20 protein-coding genes and 1 tRNA gene are annotated in these 18818 nt (G+C 44.2%); 5 read left to right on the top strand and 16 right to left on the bottom strand.

The window, feature by feature from the left end; translation table 11 throughout:
* Positions 1 to 72 precede the first annotated feature (72 nt).
* The 5 genes from DW152_RS06625 to DW152_RS06605 all read left to right on the top strand — a co-directional run bounded on the left by DW152_RS06625 (position 73) and on the right by DW152_RS06605 (position 6522).
* Entirely contained in the window at positions 73 to 1170 is a 1098-nt protein-coding gene (locus DW152_RS06625; RefSeq protein ID WP_118288243.1) for a prephenate dehydrogenase, read from the top strand.
* Positions 1160 to 2506 carry a 3-phosphoshikimate 1-carboxyvinyltransferase gene (gene aroA / locus DW152_RS06620; protein ID WP_118288232.1) on the top strand — a complete coding sequence of 449 codons (1347 nt, stop codon included), beginning with the start codon at positions 1160 to 1162 and terminating at the stop codon, positions 2504 to 2506. Before DW152_RS06625 ends, aroA begins: the two co-directional genes overlap by 11 nt.
* Before the next feature lie 347 nt (positions 2507 to 2853).
* Positions 2854 to 4677 carry an indolepyruvate ferredoxin oxidoreductase subunit alpha gene (gene iorA / locus DW152_RS06615; protein ID WP_118288231.1) on the top strand — a complete coding sequence of 608 codons (1824 nt, stop codon included), beginning with the start codon at positions 2854 to 2856 and terminating at the stop codon, positions 4675 to 4677.
* Entirely contained in the window at positions 4670 to 5242 is a 573-nt protein-coding gene (locus tag DW152_RS06610) for an indolepyruvate oxidoreductase subunit beta (protein WP_118288230.1), read from the top strand. The genes iorA (DW152_RS06615) and DW152_RS06610 overlap by 8 nt, the downstream gene beginning before the upstream one ends.
* A gap of 44 nt (positions 5243 to 5286) precedes the next feature.
* The gene (locus DW152_RS06605) at positions 5287 to 6522 is read left to right on the top strand and encodes a phenylacetate--CoA ligase family protein (RefSeq protein ID WP_118288229.1); all 1236 of its coding nucleotides are present in this window, start codon (positions 5287 to 5289) and stop codon (positions 6520 to 6522) included.
* Between the two features lie 134 nt (positions 6523 to 6656).
* Here the strand turns inward: DW152_RS06605 and DW152_RS06600 are convergent.
* The 16 genes from DW152_RS06600 to DW152_RS06525 form a co-directional block, all read right to left on the bottom strand.
* A tRNA-Gly gene (locus tag DW152_RS06600) sits at positions 6657 to 6727 on the bottom strand.
* A gap of 122 nt (positions 6728 to 6849) precedes the next feature.
* Positions 6850 to 7446 carry a histidine phosphatase family protein gene (locus DW152_RS06595; protein ID WP_118288228.1) on the bottom strand — a complete coding sequence of 199 codons (597 nt, stop codon included), beginning with the start codon at positions 7444 to 7446 and terminating at the stop codon, positions 6850 to 6852.
* Positions 7443 to 7829 carry a bifunctional adenosylcobinamide kinase/adenosylcobinamide-phosphate guanylyltransferase gene (locus DW152_RS06590; RefSeq protein WP_118288227.1) on the bottom strand — a complete coding sequence of 129 codons (387 nt, stop codon included), beginning with the start codon at positions 7827 to 7829 and terminating at the stop codon, positions 7443 to 7445. The genes DW152_RS06595 and DW152_RS06590 overlap by 4 nt, the downstream gene beginning before the upstream one ends.
* Before the next feature lie 88 nt (positions 7830 to 7917).
* Positions 7918 to 8694, bottom strand: coding sequence for an adenosylcobinamide-GDP ribazoletransferase (locus DW152_RS06585; RefSeq protein ID WP_117536736.1), 777 nt, complete (start codon positions 8692 to 8694; stop codon positions 7918 to 7920).
* On the bottom strand, positions 8695 to 9255 hold the full coding sequence (locus tag DW152_RS06580; RefSeq protein ID WP_118288226.1) for a bifunctional adenosylcobinamide kinase/adenosylcobinamide-phosphate guanylyltransferase: 561 nt from the start codon (positions 9253 to 9255) through the stop codon (positions 8695 to 8697). It lies immediately after the preceding gene.
* Positions 9243 to 10406 carry a nicotinate-nucleotide--dimethylbenzimidazole phosphoribosyltransferase gene (gene cobT, locus DW152_RS06575; protein WP_199537809.1) on the bottom strand — a complete coding sequence of 388 codons (1164 nt, stop codon included), beginning with the start codon at positions 10404 to 10406 and terminating at the stop codon, positions 9243 to 9245. The genes DW152_RS06580 and cobT overlap by 13 nt, the downstream gene beginning before the upstream one ends.
* Before the next feature lie 71 nt (positions 10407 to 10477).
* Entirely contained in the window at positions 10478 to 10714 is a 237-nt protein-coding gene (locus DW152_RS06570; protein ID WP_021860784.1) for a putative signal transducing protein, read from the bottom strand.
* A gap of 13 nt (positions 10715 to 10727) precedes the next feature.
* A complete protein-coding gene (locus DW152_RS06565) occupies positions 10728 to 11174 on the bottom strand; it encodes a hypothetical protein (RefSeq protein ID WP_021860785.1) in 447 nt (148 codons plus the stop codon).
* A gap of 14 nt (positions 11175 to 11188) precedes the next feature.
* Positions 11189 to 12520 carry a phenylacetate--CoA ligase family protein gene (locus DW152_RS06560; RefSeq protein WP_021860786.1) on the bottom strand — a complete coding sequence of 444 codons (1332 nt, stop codon included), beginning with the start codon at positions 12518 to 12520 and terminating at the stop codon, positions 11189 to 11191.
* A 44-nt stretch (positions 12521 to 12564) separates the two neighbouring features.
* The gene (locus DW152_RS06555; RefSeq protein WP_021860787.1) at positions 12565 to 12984 is read right to left on the bottom strand and encodes an ACT domain-containing protein; all 420 of its coding nucleotides are present in this window, start codon (positions 12982 to 12984) and stop codon (positions 12565 to 12567) included.
* Between the two features lie 10 nt (positions 12985 to 12994).
* Positions 12995 to 13564, bottom strand: coding sequence for an indolepyruvate oxidoreductase subunit beta (locus DW152_RS06550; RefSeq protein ID WP_021860788.1), 570 nt, complete (start codon positions 13562 to 13564; stop codon positions 12995 to 12997).
* Positions 13564 to 15318, bottom strand: coding sequence for an indolepyruvate ferredoxin oxidoreductase subunit alpha (gene iorA, locus DW152_RS06545; protein WP_118288225.1), 1755 nt, complete (start codon positions 15316 to 15318; stop codon positions 13564 to 13566). The genes DW152_RS06550 and iorA (DW152_RS06545) overlap by 1 nt, the downstream gene beginning before the upstream one ends.
* A gap of 1 nt (position 15319) precedes the next feature.
* A complete protein-coding gene (locus DW152_RS06540) occupies positions 15320 to 16630 on the bottom strand; it encodes a phenylacetate--CoA ligase family protein (RefSeq protein ID WP_021860790.1) in 1311 nt (436 codons plus the stop codon).
* Between the two features lie 151 nt (positions 16631 to 16781).
* Positions 16782 to 17258 (bottom strand): pyridoxamine 5'-phosphate oxidase family protein, encoded by a 477-nt coding sequence (locus DW152_RS06535; RefSeq protein WP_117536740.1) that lies wholly within the window; start codon positions 17256 to 17258, stop codon positions 16782 to 16784.
* 82 nt (positions 17259 to 17340) lie between these two features.
* On the bottom strand, positions 17341 to 17904 hold the full coding sequence (locus tag DW152_RS06530; protein WP_021860792.1) for a tRNA (mnm(5)s(2)U34)-methyltransferase: 564 nt from the start codon (positions 17902 to 17904) through the stop codon (positions 17341 to 17343).
* Between the two features lie 5 nt (positions 17905 to 17909).
* The gene (locus DW152_RS06525; protein ID WP_117536741.1) at positions 17910 to 18776 is read right to left on the bottom strand and encodes a DMT family transporter; all 867 of its coding nucleotides are present in this window, start codon (positions 18774 to 18776) and stop codon (positions 17910 to 17912) included.
* Between the last annotated feature and the right edge of the window lie 42 nt (positions 18777 to 18818).

The raw sequence follows: 18818 nt of genomic DNA, 5'->3' as shown, positions 1-18818 counted from the left end.
TAATAAATTTCAGAAGTTTCAAAGCCTGTTTTTTCAATCCAATAACAGGCTTTATCTATGGAAGGAGTTACTATGGACAAACAGAAAATCGGATTCATCGGTCTTGGTCTGATCGGTGGTTCTATTGCGAAAGCGATACGCCAGTATTTCCCGGATTACGAGATCGTTGCATTCGACAAAAATAAAGAAGCGCTGGCACTCGCTACACAGGAATCTGTGATCGACGTTGCAGCGACTACGATTGATGATAATTTCTATCACTGTTCTTACATATTTTTATGTGCACCGGTTTCTTTTAACAGTGCATATCTGAAGCAGCTTACCTGCTATATGCATGAGGACTGTATTCTTACAGATGTTGGAAGTGTGAAAACAAACATCCACGAAGAGGCAGAAACTCTGGGGCTTGGTAAATATTTTATCGGAGGACATCCTATGGCAGGTTCCGAGAAGAGCGGTTACAGCAATTCCAAAGCAATGCTCATTGAAAATGCTTACTATGTGCTGACACCATCTGTAGAAGTTTCCGATGAAAAGGTAGCGCGCTATGAATCATTTGTCAATGCACTGAAAGCACTGCCGGTAATTCTGGACTATAAAAAACACGACTACGTAACCGGTACGATCAGTCATCTGCCGCACATTATTGCAGCAAGTCTTGTCAACTTTGTAAAAGATACCGATACGAAAGACGAGCTGATGAAGCATCTTGCCGCCGGAGGATTCAAAGATATCACAAGAATCGCCTCTTCCTCTCCAACAATGTGGCAGAATATCTGCACACAGAACAAGGAGAATATCAGCCAGATCCTTGGCTCCTATATTGAAACACTTACAAAAGCAAAAGAACTGGTAGACGCCGGAGACGAACAAGGTGTTTACAATCTTTTTGATTCTTCCCGTACTTACCGGAACTCGATCAGTGAAACATCGGCAGGTCCGATCAAGAAAAATTTTGCCGTTTACTGTGACATCATTGATGAAGCAGGTGGAATCGCAGCAATTGCAACTATCCTTGCTTCCAATAATCTCAGTATTAAAAATATCGGCATTGTACACAACAGAGAATTTGAAGAGGGGGTTCTGCGTATAGAGTTCTACGATGCGGCTTCACAGGAAAAAGCCGGCGCACTCTTGCAGAAATTCAGGTATATTGTTTATGAGCGTTAAAGAAATCTATCCAGTAAAAGGTTTAAGAGGCGAAGTTACGATTCCGGGCGACAAATCGATTTCCCATCGTTCCATCATGTTAGGAGCAATCTCTCTTGGCACAACAGAGATCACACATTTTCTGAAAGGAGCCGACTGTCTGTCAACAATCAACTGTTTCCGGAAGATGGGCATTGAAATAGAAGAAACACCACAGAGTATCCTTGTCCACGGCAAAGGACTTCACGGTCTGTCTGCACCTGCCGACATTCTGAACGTCGGAAACAGCGGTACAACAACCCGGTTGATGTCCGGTATTCTTGCCGGACAAAATTTTGCTTCTGTTATGTCCGGTGATGATTCTTTAAATTCCAGACCAATGGGAAGAATTATGACTCCGTTAAATCTGATGGGGGCAAATGTTACGAGTATAGGCGGAAATAACTGTGCTCCGCTTCGCATCACACCGGGGAAGATTCACGCAATCTCCTATACATCACCGGTTGCCTCTGCGCAGGTAAAATCCGCAGTTCTTCTTGCCGGGCTTTACGGTAACGGTACTACTTCGGTGACAGAACCGGCGCTTTCCCGAAACCACACAGAACTGATGTTACAAAGTTTCGGCGCTGAAGTCGCTTCTACTATGCACCCGGACGGAAGTGCAACTGCCAACGTAGAACCATGTGAACAGCTTTACGGACAGAAGATCTGTGTGCCGGGTGACATTTCTTCCGCTGCATATTTTATCGCTGCAGGGCTTCTCGTTCCAGACAGTGAACTGCTTGTAAAGAATGTCGGCACGAATCTTACCCGCGCCGGATTTTTAGAAGTCTGCAAAGGCATGGGCGCTGATATCACACTGTTAAACCAGACTTACGAGGGCGGCGAAGGCCGTGCTGATGTGCTTGTCCGCACCAGCCATTTAAAAGGCACTACTATTGAAGGAAATCTGATTCCGACGCTGATCGATGAGATTCCGATTCTTGCAGTTATGGCATCACAGGCGGAAGGCCCAACCATCATCAAAGATGCTGCTGAATTGAAAGTAAAAGAAACGAACCGCATCGATACTGTTACAGAAGGTCTCCGTGCGATGGGCGCCACTATTACTCCGACGGAAGACGGCATGATCATTCAGGGTTCCAGCCCGCAAAGCGGTGGACAGCCATTAAAAGGCGCTAAGATTAACAGTTATCTTGATCACCGGATTGCCATGTCATTTGCAGTTGCCGGGTTAATCGCAGACGGTACAACACAGATCCTGGACAGCCAGTGCGTGGATGTGTCTTATCCTGACTTCTTCCAGTCGCTGGAAAACTGTATGGAAGAACAAAGAATGTGCCTTGGCACATTCTAGCGCCTGCGGCGGTCGCTTGCGACATCATCATTGTACGCCGCAGTGCGCATCCTGCCGGAGGCTTTTTATATAATAGGAAATACAATTTCCTATTATATAAAAAAGAATATGCCACCGGCAGCTTCTTATCCATTATATCTTGCAGCAAAATGCTATAACAACACTATAAGCACAGCCATCATGACTGTGCTTTTTCTGATGCACATACATTGTTACAAAAGCGTCCGATCTCGCTTATGATTTGAATATTTATACAACCCTTTGTATGAATTTCATTGAATTTCACTTCAAAACAGACTATACTTATTTTTAATTATTACTATTTTTAACGAACTTGAGGTGAGATCATGCATAAAGAATTTTTAATGGGAAATGCAGCGATTGCACTTGGTGCTGTTGCTTCCGGTGTCAATGTTGTTGCCGGATATCCCGGAACTCCATCCACGGAAGTTCTTGAAACAATTGCCAAACACCGTCCGGATGATGTCTATGTCGAATGGTCGGTTAATGAAAAAGCAGCAATGGAGCTAGCCGCAGGCGCCTCATACAGTGGCGCAAGAACACTCGTCACAATGAAACAGGTTGGTTTAAACGTTGCTTCCGATCCTCTGATGAGTCTGGAATACATCGGAGTTAAGGGCGGTATAGTAATTCTTGTCGCCGACGATCCAGGACCGATTTCCTCGCAGACAGAGCAGGATACCAGACATTTCGCAGCATTTTCCAAGCTACCTTGTTTTGATCCGTCTTCTGCGCAGGAAGCATATGAGATGATTCAGGAAGCGTATGAATACTCTGAAAAATATAACACTCCTGTATTTTTGCGCCCGACTACCCGTGTCTGTCACGGCTATGCTTCTGTATCTGTCAAAGATCCGGAAGAATATACTGTACATACGCCGGAAGGCTTTGTCAAAGACTCAAAGCGTTGGGTTATTTTCCCACGGCTTTCTTACCAGAACCATCAGAAGATAGAAGCCAGAAATGTTGAATTAGCGGATATATTTTCTTCCTATGAGAAAAATAAAATCTATCCTGCCTGTGACACTTTTGCAGACAGCAGGAAAGGAATCGTATCCGGCGGTATCAGTTTTACTTATGCGATGGAAACACTGATTGAAACCGGTATGGTCCGCCATTTGAAGATTTCGACTCCGCATCCTTTCCCAGAAAAGCTGGCAGCCCAGTTCTTAGACGGACTCGACGAAGTACTCTGTCTGGAAGAATTAGATCCTGTCATTGAGCGGGAGCTTACTTATATTTGTGGAAAATATCACCTTCCGGTAAAAATTCTCGGAAAACTGACACACAATACTGCCAACGCCGGAGAAAATACAAGAGACAGCGTAGATACCTATATCCGCACATTTCTTGATCTTCCGGTAAAGGAACAGCCAAAACTTACAGATGTCCCTCCACTTCCGGTACGTCCGCCGGTTCTGTGTGCAGGATGTCCGCACCGTGCTTCTTTCTACGCAGTAAAAAAAGCAATGCAGGGTCGCAAGACTATTTTCTGTGGTGATATTGGCTGTTATACACTCGGCAATGCCAGGCCACTTGATATGGTAGATACCTGCCTCTGCATGGGTGCAGGTCTGAATATCGCACAGGGTGTGGAAAAAATTGAACCGGATACTGCCTGCTTTGCATTTGTCGGAGATTCTACGTTTTTCGCTTCTGCGATCACCGGAGTTGTCAATGCGGTCTATAATCAGGCGAATATGACACTCGTTGTTCTGGATAATTCAACCACTGCCATGACTGGACACCAGCCGCATCCCGGTACCGGCCGCACTGTTATGGGCGAAATCGTCCAGAAAATCAATATCGAACAGGTTCTTCGCGGTATCGGCGTGCAGGATGTAGAAACAGTAAATCCACTGGATCACGAGGCGGCTGTCTCCTGCGTAAAAGAGCTCGCAGATAAGCCGGGTGTAAAAGCGATCATTTTCAAATCGCCATGCATTGCTGTCACAAAACCGGGCACCTCGATGCATGTAGATATTTCCTCCTGCATCCATTGCAAGAAATGCATCCGGGAATTGGGATGTCCTGCAATCATTACAGAAGACGGAAATGTTTCCATTGATTCATCTATGTGCACCGGCTGTGGACTTTGCAGTCAGATCTGTCCGGTTCATGCGATCAAAGGAGGTAAACAGCATGATTAAAAATATTGTACTCTGCGGTGTTGGCGGACAGGGTACCGTCCTTGCATCCAAACTTCTTGCTGCCGCAGCTATGAAACAGAATATTCCGGTTATGAGTGCCGAAACGATCGGTATGGCGCAGCGTGGCGGAAGTGTATTCAGCCATGTGCGTATCGGTGAAGGGCTCTATTCCCCGATGATCGCCGCCGGAACTGCCGATCTGATCATTGGATTTGAACCGGGCGAAACGGTCCGTATGCTTCCATACTTAAAAGAAGGCGGTCATGTTGTTGTAAGCACTCGCGCGATCAAGCCGGTAACTGCAACACTTTCAGAAAGCAATTATGATTCCGAACCAATGCTTGAATATTTAAAACAAAACGTTCCGAATCTTACACTGATCGATGCTGACAAAGCCTGTGCGGAAATCGGTTCATCCAAAGTCCTGAACATGCTTCTCCTTGGAACTGCACTTCGTACCGGTGTACTTGACTTCAACTTAGAAGACATCGAACATGTAATGCTCCGGACACTTCCGGAAAAATTCCACGCCATGAACCTTCAGGCATTAAATTATACAAAATAACCGGATATGAAACATTTCATTTACATAACAGAAAGGACAGACCTATGAAAATTACAGAAACACAAATTGCACAGGTAAACGGACAGATTCAGGCTCTTATCAAAGCCGAGAGTTTCTATGGAAAGAAACTGGACGAAGCCGGTGTTTCAAACATTTCCAGTGCGGAAGATTTCCAGAAGCTTCCATTTTCCGAGAAAAGTGACTTAAGAAATGCCTATCCACTCGGACTTATGACTGCACCGGAGGAGAAGATCGTCCGCATCCACTCTTCTTCCGGAACAACCGGACTTCCGGTCATCATCCCGTATACAGCCAAAGACGTAGACGACTGGGCGATTATGTTCAAACGTTGCTACGAAATGACTGACATGACAAATATGGATCGCATCCAGATTACCCCGGGATACGGACTGTGGACTGCCGGAATCGGTTTTCAGGCAGGCGCTGAGAAATTAGGTTCTATGGTCATTCCTATGGGACCTGGTAATACCGACAAACAATTACAGATGATGATGGACATGAAAACGACAGTCCTTGGTTCTACTTCTTCTTATGCATTGCTTCTCGCAGAAGAGATTAAACGTCGCGGTATCAAAGATAAGATTCATCTGAAGAAAGGTATCATCGGTTCTGAAAGATGGGGCGAAAAGATGCGGAAACGTATCTCCGAAGAGCTCGGCATCGAGCTGTATGATATTTACGGACTGACAGAAATCTACGGTCCTGGAATCGGTATCAGCTGCTCACATGACTGCGGTATGCATTACTGGGATGATTATATTTACATTGAAATCATTGATCCTGTAACAGGTGAAGTTCTTCCGGACGGCGAACTCGGTGAGATTGTAATCACTACTCTTGTAAAAGAGGGCGCACCGCTGATCCGTTATCGTACACATGATCTTTCCCGCATTATTCCGGGTGAATGCCCTTGTGGAAGCAAATTTCCGCGTCTGGATACGATCATGGGGCGTACTGACGACATGATGAAGATCAAAGGTGTAAATGTATTTCCAAGCCAGATTGAAGAGATTCTGAAAGAATTCAAGGAAGTATCCAGCGAATATCAGATCCGCATCTCTCATCTGGACGGCAAAGACACGATGCGTATCTACGTCGAGACAAACGGAACCGTTGATTTCCTTGATCTTGCAGACCGCATTGCTACACGTGTAAAGAGCAAGATCGGATTTACTCCGCTTGTAAAAGTTGTGGAAATCGGTCTTCTTCCGAGAAGTGAGAAGAAAACAAAACGTGTAATTGACGAACGTTATGAATAAATAATATTTTATAGCACGAAAAGCCTGCTCTTTAACAGGCTATGAAAGCTCAAAAGAAGAGCAGAATTATTACAAAGTGAGGATTCACATAAGTAATGATTCTGCTCTTTTGCTTGGTTCATCATATATAAAAAAGCGGGTGATGGGAATCGAACCCACGTATCCAGCTTGGAAGGCTGGTGTTCTACCATTGAACTACACCCGCATTTATTTTTGTTGCTCTCTGCAACGAAAATTATGATATCATAGATTCTTATAAATTGCAACTATTTTTTCAATTTTTCAAATTATTTTTTCAATTGAGTTTTCAGTTTTAGCCAGATTTTTTCACTCCGTTTTTTTATCAAAGCTACACTTCCTGTAATTACACTGGTTATTTTCCGTCTTGCTTTTCAGATTCAGCACATAGCCTTCCCCGTTTTTCACCTGGAAATCATAGTACTGCCCCTGCGGTCTTGCATATTTCTCCATCACGTTCATGATCGTTCCACCATGTACGACAAATGCAATCTGTGAAGCATGCTCCTTTTCCGCGATTTTCAATGCGGTCTCGATTCCACGGATGCAGCGGTCGCGCACTTCTTTCCTGCTCTCTCCGCCCGGAAATGGCAATGTACCGCCACTGTCAATCCATGCCTGATATCTGACATCACCGGACAATTCTTTATATGTGTGGCCTTCAAATGCACCGAAATCGCTCTCTCTTAATTCTTCTATGCATTGATACTGCTGCCCCGGATAAATCGTTTCTGCGGTCTGCATACAGCGTTTCATGGGACTGGTAAACACCATCTCCACCTGCGGGTACTGGTATTTCTTCAAGTTTTCTCTTCCAGCCTCGCACAAAGGCTCATCTGTCCTTCCGATATAGCGCTCTTCCAGATTTCCTTTTGTCTTTCCATGTCGTATCAGATAGATTTTCATCCTTTGATCACCGTTCCTATCCCACAGATTACCCTGTGCACTTCTTTTGCTTCTGCCGCAATCTGTGTGCATACCCTACCATGCGTCTCTCTATATTCTCTGTAAAATGCATCTGTCGGAACGATTCCATATCCAATTTCATCTGTGATCAACACTATCTCTGAATTTTCATACTTTAACTTTTCCACTATTTTTAAAAGTTCCGGAAGCTTTTTCCCCTCACGCATCCGGTTTTCAATATAACTGTGGAAATGATCCATTCCCTGACATGCAAAGATTGTCTCTTCTGCGCATGATATTCCTTCTACAAAATCTATACCAGGGTACATCTGTTTTGCATAATTTCGTTTTCCATGATAGGCTCCGCCTGTTATTAATATCATTTTTCTCTCCTGTTATTCTCCCACCAAAATCTGCTCCAAACACTATTGCAACCCATAGGACTTCGCGTGCTTTTGCCGCTGGCATCATCTACACACTCGTCACAATTACCGCTGCCATTGCAATTCCAAGTTCACAGATCTGCAGAAAATACCCTGCCAGATCTCCGGTAACTCCGCCAAATTTTGCACATGCCATATGATGATAATACAAAAAAAGAAGTCCTGCAACAATCACGCAGCAAAGCCCTGCTCCTCTTCCTGCCCATAATAATGCTACAATTTCCAGCACCAGATAGATGATCAATACACGAAAGGTTCTTCTCTTATCTGCACGCTCGGCAAATACTGCAACCAGACCGTTTTTCCTTGCCTGAGGAAACCGAAGTACGGATATGCCGCTTAGTGTCCGGGATAGTATGAATCCCATCCCGATCAGCCGCATGCTCTCCTCTGTCACGCCGGAATATATGCCAAGACTCAAGATGAAATAAACGCAGCCGGACAGGATTGCAAATGCTCCTGCATGGGGATCTTTAAGGATTTCCAGACGCTTCTCTTCCGATTGCCAGGAGCTTAATGCATCCTGCGTATCCAGAAATCCATCCATGTGGATGCCACCACTGATCAAAACCGGTAACACCGTCAGTACTGCCGGAAAGAACAGGCTGCCAAATGAGATTTCTCTTTCTTTTAACAGATCTGCAAACAACACGACCAGATAGGACATGCCGCCTGTCACAGCTCCCACCCAAGGGAAAAAACACATAGCATAGGACATATTTTCTTCCGTCCACTCGCTTTGTGGCATTGGTATTTTACTGTACATTGCAAATGCAATTTTAAAACTGTTCCATAATTTCTTCATCTATTTTATCTCCACCGGAATCCCATATACGACTTCCGTTACTTTCTCTGCAAGTCCGGCAAGGCTCTGGTTTACTTCCCCCAGTACTCGCTGGTAAATCTTCGTCTCTCCGCTGTATTCCATCTGATCTCCCTGAACTTCATTTGTAACGATGACAAGTAAATCCGTCTTTTCTATCACATGCCGGATTCCTTCCAGTATCTGTCTTTTTACTTTTTCAGGTTTATTCATGTTTCCTGCTTCGTCATACAGCTCATTTGCCGTCAGATTCGACATGCACTCTAACAGAATCCCCGTATTTACCGGAATGTCTGCTTTCGCAAGATCCCGGTAACATTCAAATGTCCGGAATCCTTTTCCCGCGCGCAGTCTCCTGTGTTTTATAACTTTTGTTTCCCCTTCTTTTCCATATGGAATCATCGTCGCAATATAGAGTGGCGCAGACGGATTCGTATTTTCGCTATTTTCATCATACAGATTTTTCTCGCGTTGTTCAAGCAGCCAGTTTTCTGCATAGGCTGATTTTCCACTTCCGCTTCCTCCGGTAATTACATGCAACATGGCGTTCCTCCTATATTTGCTTCTGTTTTTTCCGGAGAATCCTTTGCCGGATTTTCTTTCGTATAATCCTTGTAGTCCTCAATCTGATTCTCTGCAAATGTGCTCATTTCCTGATACACGGATAATCCAAGTTCCAGAACCGGTAAATATGCGACTGCTCCGGTTCCTTCTCCTAAACACATACCGAGATTCATGCCGTGGACATCACTGGCTTTTTCCGCTGTCAGCTCTCGCAATACCATCCCGGCCCCCGGTTCTTTTGATACGTGTGAAATCAACAGATAGTCTTTTACAGCCGGACACAGGTGCACAGCAAGAAGCGCCGCCACATCCGAAATAAATCCATCCAGCATGACAGGAATATGCTCAATTGCACCACCAAGGCAGATGCCTGCCATTCCTGCAATGTCCAGCCCTCCCACTTTTGCAAGTACATCCACCGGGTCATCTGCCCGCGGATGATGTTTTTCAATTCCCGTACAGATTGCCTGTATCTTCTTTTGCAGACCGCTGTCGTCAAGCCCGGCGCCACGACCTGTCAGTTCTTCCGGTTCTTTTCCAAGAAGCACAGATGCCACAGCACTGCTTGTCGTTGTATTGCCAATCCCCATCTCACCGATACAGAGGATCTGATAGCCTTCCTTTTTCTTATCCCGGGCAATCTGTATTCCGGTCAGGATGGCACGCACTGCTTCTCCTCTCGTCATTGCCGGTTCTTTTACGAAATTTGCTGTTCCATAGCGGATCTTAACATCTGGGACTTTTGTATCTGTAACCATGCCAATGTCAACCGGAAAGAGATCCACACCAGCCTGTCTGCACATGATCGCAGCGCTTGTATTGCCGGTCAGAAAATTTTCAGCAACAATGGCGGTCACTTCCTGTCCCGTCTGTGTGACACCTTCTTCAACTACACCATTATCCGCACACATCACAAGTAATGCTTTTTTGTCCAGATGTACATTCGGATCACCGGTCATCCCTGCAATCTGGATGATGTCTTTTTCCAGTTTTCCAAGGCTATGCAACGGCTTTGCAATTGAATTCCAGCGTTTCAGTGCGGTTTCTGCCACACATGGATCCGCCGGATGGATTGCTGTGAGCATTTTCTGCAATTCTTTCTCAAGATTATTTCCCTTTTCTGCTTTCATTTTTCTTTCTCCAATGTCTCTGTCACACGCGAAAATGGAGGTCCTGCCGTAAGACATCCCTCCATTTTCTTTTATTCCTCTTCTAAAAATCCTATCGCGATCAGAACTTCTCTTGCTTTCTCTTTGCTCTCTTTCGGTACATAGATCTCTTCCCCGCTCATGGAGTTGGTTCCGTAAATATTCAGAAGACCGGCATTTCCAAGTTCTTTTCTGAGTGCCGGAATCTGCTGATTCTCCAGCGCACCAACTGCCATCTCTGCCTGGATATGATCATACGCTGTATAGATCTTTACTAAATCATTTTCCATAATCAACGACTCCTTAACTGTCAGTTGCGTGGTAAGCTTCATCTGCGCTGTATACGTCGAATCCACTGCCTTTCAGAATATCGATCACGCGTCCCGGATCGTCACTCTTTAATACTGCTGCCGCATCCACACCATTTGCGAACGCATACATATATTCGATGTTGACTTCTCCTTCCACGATCTGGTGCATCGCTTTTGCAAGTGATCCTGTCTCGTGCGGTACACGAAGCGCCACAACATCTGTAAGCATTGCTGTGATTCCTGCTTCTTTTAAAGCTGCACGTCCTTTGTGCGGATCCGATGTGATCATACGAAGCATACCATAATCGGATGTATCTGCAAGACTCAGTGCAACGATATTGACATCATTTTCTGCAAGGACACGTAGCACTTCGTCCATACGTCCTTCGCGGTTTTCCAGAAATACTGATAACTGCTGGATTGTATTACTGATTCCCATATTGTCCCCTCCTTTTACATCTCTCTGTTGTCAATGACACGTTTTGCTTTTCCTTCACTTCTCTGGATGGTCTTTGGCTCAACCAGTTTAACTCTGACTGCAACGCCCAGTGCCTGTTTTAAGACTGCACCGACTTTTGCTTTTAGTTCGTCCAATTTACGAATCTCATCAGAGAAGTATTTCTCATCTACTTCTACCATAACTGTAAGAACGTCCAGATTATTCTCGCGGTCTACGATCAGAATATAGTGTGGAGCTACACCGCCACCAATGGACAGAAGCGCGGTCTCAACCTGTGTCGGGAATACGTTAACACCACGGATAACTTTCATGTCATCGGTACGTCCTTTGAACTTCTGGATTCTAGGAAGTGTTCTTCCACATGCACAAGTGCTGTGATCAATGCTTGTAAGGTCTTTTGTACGGTAACGGAGTAATGGCATACCTTCTTTTGCAAGTGTTGTAAATACAAGTTCTCCTGTCTCTCCGTCTGCACATGCAGAATTATCTGCCGGATTCAGTACTTCCGGATAGAAGTAATCTTCATAAACATGCATACCATTATGATGGATACATTCTAACGCAACACCTGGTCCTGTGATTTCACATAATCCATAAATATCAAAACAGTTGACATTCAGCAGTTCTTCGATCTTGTGACGCATCTCTTCTGTCCAAGGCTCAGCTCCGTTGATTCCGACCTTTAATTGTAAACGATCCACAACTCCTGCTTCTCTTGCTGCTTCTGCAAGATATAATGCATAAGACGGTGTACATGCAAATGCAGTTGCTCCGAAATCCTCCATACACATGAGCTGTCTCTTTGTATTACCTGCTGACATCGGGATCGCCATAGCGCCTAATTTTCTTGCTCCGAAATCCAGTCCCATACCTCCGGTAAAAAGTCCGTATCCATAACAGATATGAAGTCTGTCTTCTGCGGTAAGTCCAGCCATCGTAAGACCTCTTGCCACACATTCACCCCAGACGTCTACGTCTTTCTGTGTATAAGATGCAAGTGTAAGCTTTCCGGTTGTTCCGGACGTTCCCTGCACTCTGACGATCTTATCCTGCGGAACTGCAAGCAGACCGAACGGATAATTATTTCTCAGATCTTCTTTTGTTGTAAATGGAAGCTTATTAATGTCCTCGATTCCTTTGATATCTCCCGGCAAAACTCCCATCTCATCCATCTTCTTACGATAAAATGAAACATGCTCATATACGTTTGCAACCTGTTTTATCAGTCTTTCACTCTGAAGTGCTGTCATCTCATCTCTGCTCATGCACTCGATTTTCGGATCTCTGATCTGTTCTTTCCAGTTTTCTAATGATACTGCTGCCATGTCGTGTTAACTCTCCTCCTTCGTACTTGTAAAATACCTTTGTATTATAAATCGGCTTCTTCTACAATCTTAACCTCTGCTTCTTTTAATACTTTCTCTGCTTTCGCAAAATCATCTGTATTAAACACCATAACCGGTTCTTTGCCATCCCGGATAATAAACGAATAAATATAATTGATGTTCAGCTCACCTTTTGCAAGAATTGCAAGCATCTGATTTAAGTTGCCTTTCTTGTCTTCCAGTGCGACTCCCATGACTTCATGGATACGCACAACATACCCAAGTTTTGTCAGATATTCTTTTGCTTCATCCGGCTTATCTACAACCATTCGCAAAATTCCAAATTCCGGTGTGTCAAATGTTGCCACTGCACGGATATTCACTCCTGCTTCTGTCAGTCTGGAAGTTACATCCATAAGACTTCCCGGTTTATTCTCTACAAATACTGATACCTGTCTGATCATAAGACACCTCCTATAACTGATAGCCTACGTCAAAGGCTTTTTTGTTAATCTCAATTGTTTTCGGCGGTACCGTCTTCTCTATCACATCATACCAGAGCTCTTTGGAAAAATCCATGTGCTGTGCTGCAATTCCGAGTACAATTAAGTTAAATACTCTTGGATTGCCAAGTTTCTTAGATTCCTCTGTAGCATCCACTGCATAGACACGGTAATCTTTTTCCAGATTCTCCAGAATATTCTCCGGATATTCAGCTGCTCCGATCACAACCGGCATCGGATCGATTCGCCAATCATTGACGATCAGTGCACCATCTTTTTTGAGGAAATGTGCATAGCGCAGTGCTTCCAGACGCTCAAATGCGATGATCACATCTGCCTGTCCTTCTTCCACGATCGGCTCTGCTACTTTATCTCCGTAACGGACAAATGTTACAACGCTTCCTCCACGCTGTGCCATTCCGTGTACCTCGGATAATTTAACATCATAACCTCCTGCAATTGCCAGTCCGCCAAGGATTCTGCTGGTGAGAAGGGTTCCCTGTCCGCCGACTCCGACGATCATAATATTCTTTACTGCCATTATTTCTCACCTTCCTTTACTAATTCTATTGCTCCGAATTTACATAAGCTATCACACAGTCCGCATCCGGTACACATTGTATCATCAATATGAACCGTTCCGTCCTCATTCTTTGTCATTGCAGGACATCCCGGTTTCATACACATTCCACACTTCTTACATTTGTCTGCATGTGCCACGTATAATGGTTTTTTCTTCTTGCTGAGCAGTACGCAAGGTGTCTTTGTAATGATAACGGAAACTTCATCTTTCGCAACTTCTTCTTTGACAACCTGTTCCAATTTTTCAATGTCAAATGCATTGACTTCAATTACATTCTTCACACCGATTGCACGACAAAATGCCGGAATATCGATTGCATAAGTCGGATCTCCCTGCAGTGTCTTGCCGGTTGCAGCGTGATCTTGATGTCCGGTCATACCGGTTGTAGAGTTATCAAGAATCATAACCGTTCCTGTTGCTTTATTGTACATCATATTCATCAGGGAATTGACTCCTGTATGAAGGAATGTAGAATCACCAATAACAGCTACCCAATTTTTGATATATTCTTTACCTTTTGCTTTCTCCATACCATGTAAGCTGGAAATACTTGCACCCATACAGATTGTTGTATCTACTACACTTAACGGTGCAACGGCTCCTAATGTATAACATCCGATATCTCCTGCCGCATGCATTTTTAATTTATTCAGTACATAGTACACACTTCTGTGTGGACATCCCGGACATAAGATTGGCGGTCTTCCCGGTGCCTGCGCCGGCTGTTTCAGATCCAGCTTCTCTCCGAGAATTGCTTCACGGATCATATTGGCACTGTATTCGCCCTGAACAGTGAAGATCTCTTTACCTGTTGCTTTGATTCCCCAGGATTTTACCTGTTCTTCGATCACCGGATCAAGCTCTTCTACGATATATAACTTCTCTACTTTGGAAGCGAAATCTTCAATCAGTTTTCTCGGAAGCGGATTCACCATTCCCAGTTTCAGAACAGATGCATCCGGCATTGCTTCTCTTACATACTGATACGGGATACCACTTGTGATCACACCGATCTTCGTATCGTTCATCTCTACCTGGTTGATTGGAAGTGTATTTGCAACTTCAGCGAGTTCCAGATTGCGTTTTTCAATCTCGACATGGCGAAGCTTCGCATTGCCCGGCATCATAACCGTCTTGCGGATGTCTTTTACATACGGTTTGTCCGGCACTTCTACCGGATCACATAACTCTACCAGTCCCTGTGAATGTGCGAGTCTTGTTGTTGTACGGAATACAAATGGTCTGTCATATTTCTCACTTAAATCAAAAGCCATTTTCATAAATTCTTTTGCTTCTGAACTGTCAGAAGGCTCCAGTACCGGAAGCTGTGCTGCACGCGCTACCATTCTTGTATCCTGCTCATTCTGGGAACTGTAAAGTCCCGGATCGTCTGCGACAACAATAACCAGTCCGCCGTTAACTCCCATATAGGAAACAGTATAAGCCGGATCTGCCGCCACGTTAAATCCAACGTGCTTCATACAGGACATTGCACGGACACCTGCAACGGAAGCTCCGATTGCAACCTCCGTTGCAACTTTCTCATTCGGTGACCACTCACAGTACAGAGAATCCTTATATTTTACCAGATTCTCACTGATCTCTGTACTCGGTGTTCCCGGATATGCTGCGGAAACTTTCACTCCCGCTTCATATGCTCCCCTGGCAATCGCTTCATTGCCGAGCATAATTACTTTTTTATTTTCTGCCATTTTACAGTCCATCCTTTCGTAAATCTGTTACTCGTTTTGCTTTTCCTTCGAATCGTTTCAGAGAATGTGGCGCAACCAGTTTGATCTGTGTCGCAAGTCCAAGCTGTGCTTTTAATCCCTTTTTGATTCTCTGCTCCAGTTCGCTTAACTTGCTGTAGCTGTCAAGCAGTCTGTCATCTACTAATTCTACAGTAATCGTCATAACATCCAGACGGTTCTTTCTCTCTACTACGATCTCATAATGTGGTCCGATCTCCGGAATCTGTAACATCACTTCTTCAATCTGTGTCGGGAATACATTGACACCACGGATAACAAGCATATCATCTGCGCGACCGGATAAATTCTCCATGCGCACTGTAGTTCTTCCACATTTACATGGTTCGTAAAATAATCTGGTCAGGTCACCGGTTCTGTAACGGACAAGCGGAAGCGCTTCTTTTCCGAGACAAGTTACAACCAGTTCTCCTTTTTCTCCCGGTGGGAGTACTTCTTCTGTCTTCGGATCAATGATCTCAGGGATAAACCAGTCTTCATTAATATGCATACCGCAGAGCTGTTCACACTCACCTGCAACACCTGGTCCACATAATTCACTCATACCATAATTCTGTGTGCAGAGGAAATTCTCCCCCCATACTTTGTGCATCTCATCACGCATAGGTTCTGTCATACCCTCACCGCCGAACAGACCGATATGGACATGCAGATCCTTCTCCGGATCCAGTCCTCTTGCACGAATCTCTTCTCCAAGATGCAATGCATAAGATGGTGTTGCGATCAGAAGTGTTGTTCCAACATCCTGCATAAACATAATCTGCTTCTTTGTATTACCGGATGACATCGGGATGACTGCTGCTCCGATCTTCTCCAATCCGCCCTGCAGTCCGAGCGCTCCGGTAAATGTTCCATATCCAAATGCATTCTGTGCGATATCGTCTGGTGTCGCACCGCCCATACAGGCGATTCGTGCCACGTTATTTAGCCATGTATCCAGATCCTTTCTTGTATATCCTACAACGGTCGGTTTACCGGTTGTTCCGGAACTTGCATGGAAACGTACCAGTTCTTTCTTATCTACTGCAAACAGTCCTGTTGGATAATGATCTCTGAAATCTGCTTTATATGTAAATGGCAGCTTCTTCAGATCATCCAGCGTCTGAATATCTTCCGGTTTCACACCTGCTGCATCCATCTTCTCACGGTATGGTTCTACTTTTTCATAAATATAATGTACGGTCTCTTTTAACCGCTCCAGCTGGATCTTCTCAATCTCAGCTCTTGGCAGGGTTTCTTCCTTTGCCCAAATCATGTTACATCCTCCTTCATGCTACCGGGATTCTTCTCCCCAATATTACGAAAACAGGCGCAAAACCTTTACGCCTGCCACTTGTTATAGTATAGCACATTACTTTCGTAGTTTAAAGCATTAATTGAACAAAAGGCACTTTACAGACACCTTTTTATGCATGCTGCTTGCATGTATATTCATCAACTTCGATTTTGAAAACTCCAACTGCATCTGCAAGCTTCGGATTCTCACTGAAGTCTTTGAACTCTTTACCGGTCTGATGTTTCATGATCGCTGCCAGAGCCTTGCATTTTTCTTCCTGATCTTCTACGACAGATGCCTTGCCACTGCCGATAATACTTGCATAATAGTAGCTGTACTGGCATGCAACTTTTCCTTCAACGAGTTCATCCTTGCAGTCCATCTCAAATCCAACATATGGATTTTCTTTTATTAAGTCCAGTTTCTTGCCTTCTTTTGCTCCATGCACATACATTGTCAATTTATCTGTTTCTATTACAAGCCCAAAGTTTACAGGCACTACATATACGCCCTTTCCATCCTGGATTCCAATTCTTGCTACTTTACATACATGCAGGATTTCCATCTGTTTTTCTCTGTCTGTGACTTCTCTGTCTGTTCTTCTCATCTTGTGAACTCCCTTCTTCCTGTATATTATTATGCCATACGAATTGCTCCATACTTCACACTTCCACAATTCTACTCGTATATCATGATTTAAAAATAAACACTGGCATCGGCGGATTATTTTTTCTATTATAATACTCATTTGCGATCACTGTATATTCTCTTGACGGCAGTGTACGCAGCAGATTCAGAATTGCATCTTTTTCTTCAAAACCGGTATCGCCGCCACTGTATATGCAGAGACTCATCATCCCTCCATGCTTCAAAAGTTTCAATCCTTGCAGGATTGCCTGCATACTGGTTTCAGCATGGGTTGCAACCTTATGATCTCCCCCCGGCAGATATCCAAAATTAAAGCAGATCACATCCACAGTCTCTTCTCCTGCATATTCTGCCATATGCTCATGTCCGCACAGACAAAGCTCTGCCCGGTCTGCAAGTTCTTCTTTTGTAAGACGCTCTTTTGTAAGATGGAGCGCTTCTTCCTGCACATCAAATGCAAGAACATGTCCATTTTCACCTGCAAGTCTGCATAAGAAGGCGGTATCTCCACCTTTTCCCATTGTTGCATCGATATACAGGCCTTCTTTTACTGCCTGCGATTCTATGATCGCCTGACACCACTGTGTAATCTGTGACTGTCTCATATCTTTTACTCCGTTCTGCGATTGTTATATAAAAACATTGCTACTGCCATCAGACAGATGACTGCATAGCCGATCCAGCTTAACAGATCCGGAATCTGTTCGAAGAAGAAAAATCCAAGTCCTGCCGAGAAGATAATCTGTGAATAATCATAAACAGAGATCTCTCTCGCCGGAGCATAGCAATATGCTGCTGTAATAGAGAACTGGCCTCCTGCCGCCGACAATCCTGCAAACAGCAGAATCCCGATCTGTGCAAGACTCATCGGATGATAGTCAAAAAGCAGCCATGGCAACGTCACTACACAGGAAAAGGTAGAGAAGAAAAATACAATAAACGGTCCTTTTTCTCCCCGCTCTCCAAGTTTTCTTACCATCGTATATGCCGCTCCTGCACCGATTCCTCCACACAGTCCGATCAGGGAAGGGAGCAGATCCATATTGCTGAATGTCGGTTTGATCACAAATAAACTTCCCACAAACGCACCGATTACAAATAATCCCTGTGGCACCGTAATCTTTTCTTTTAACAGAAAGTAGCTGAAGATTACTGCAAAAAATGGAGACATCTTATTTAACATCGATGCATCTGCCAGCACTAGATGATCTACTGCATAGAAATTACAGAGGATTCCAATCGTTCCACAGATGGATCTTCCAAGCATATAGCCTAAATTTTCTTTTTTACAGTGAAATGGTACTCCATTCTTCATTAATATAATGCCGGCAAAAATGGCCGCCACAAAATTTCTAAAGAAACTTTTTTGTATCGGTGGTAGATCTCCTGCCATTCGTACAAAGAAACTCATCAATGCAAAACAAAAAGCTGACATGATAATACATATAATTCCTTTGTACCGTTTCTTACTTTCCATGTCTTACTGACTCCTTTATCTTTTTTACTTTCTTTTCATTAT

It is taken from the genome of Dorea sp. AM13-35 (assembly GCF_003473885.1).
Classification (GTDB): Bacteria; Bacillota; Clostridia; order Lachnospirales; family Lachnospiraceae; genus Dorea_D; species Dorea_D hominis.
The sequence above is the reverse complement of the archived record's forward strand: the minus strand, read 5'-3'. Positions and strand labels throughout refer to the sequence as shown.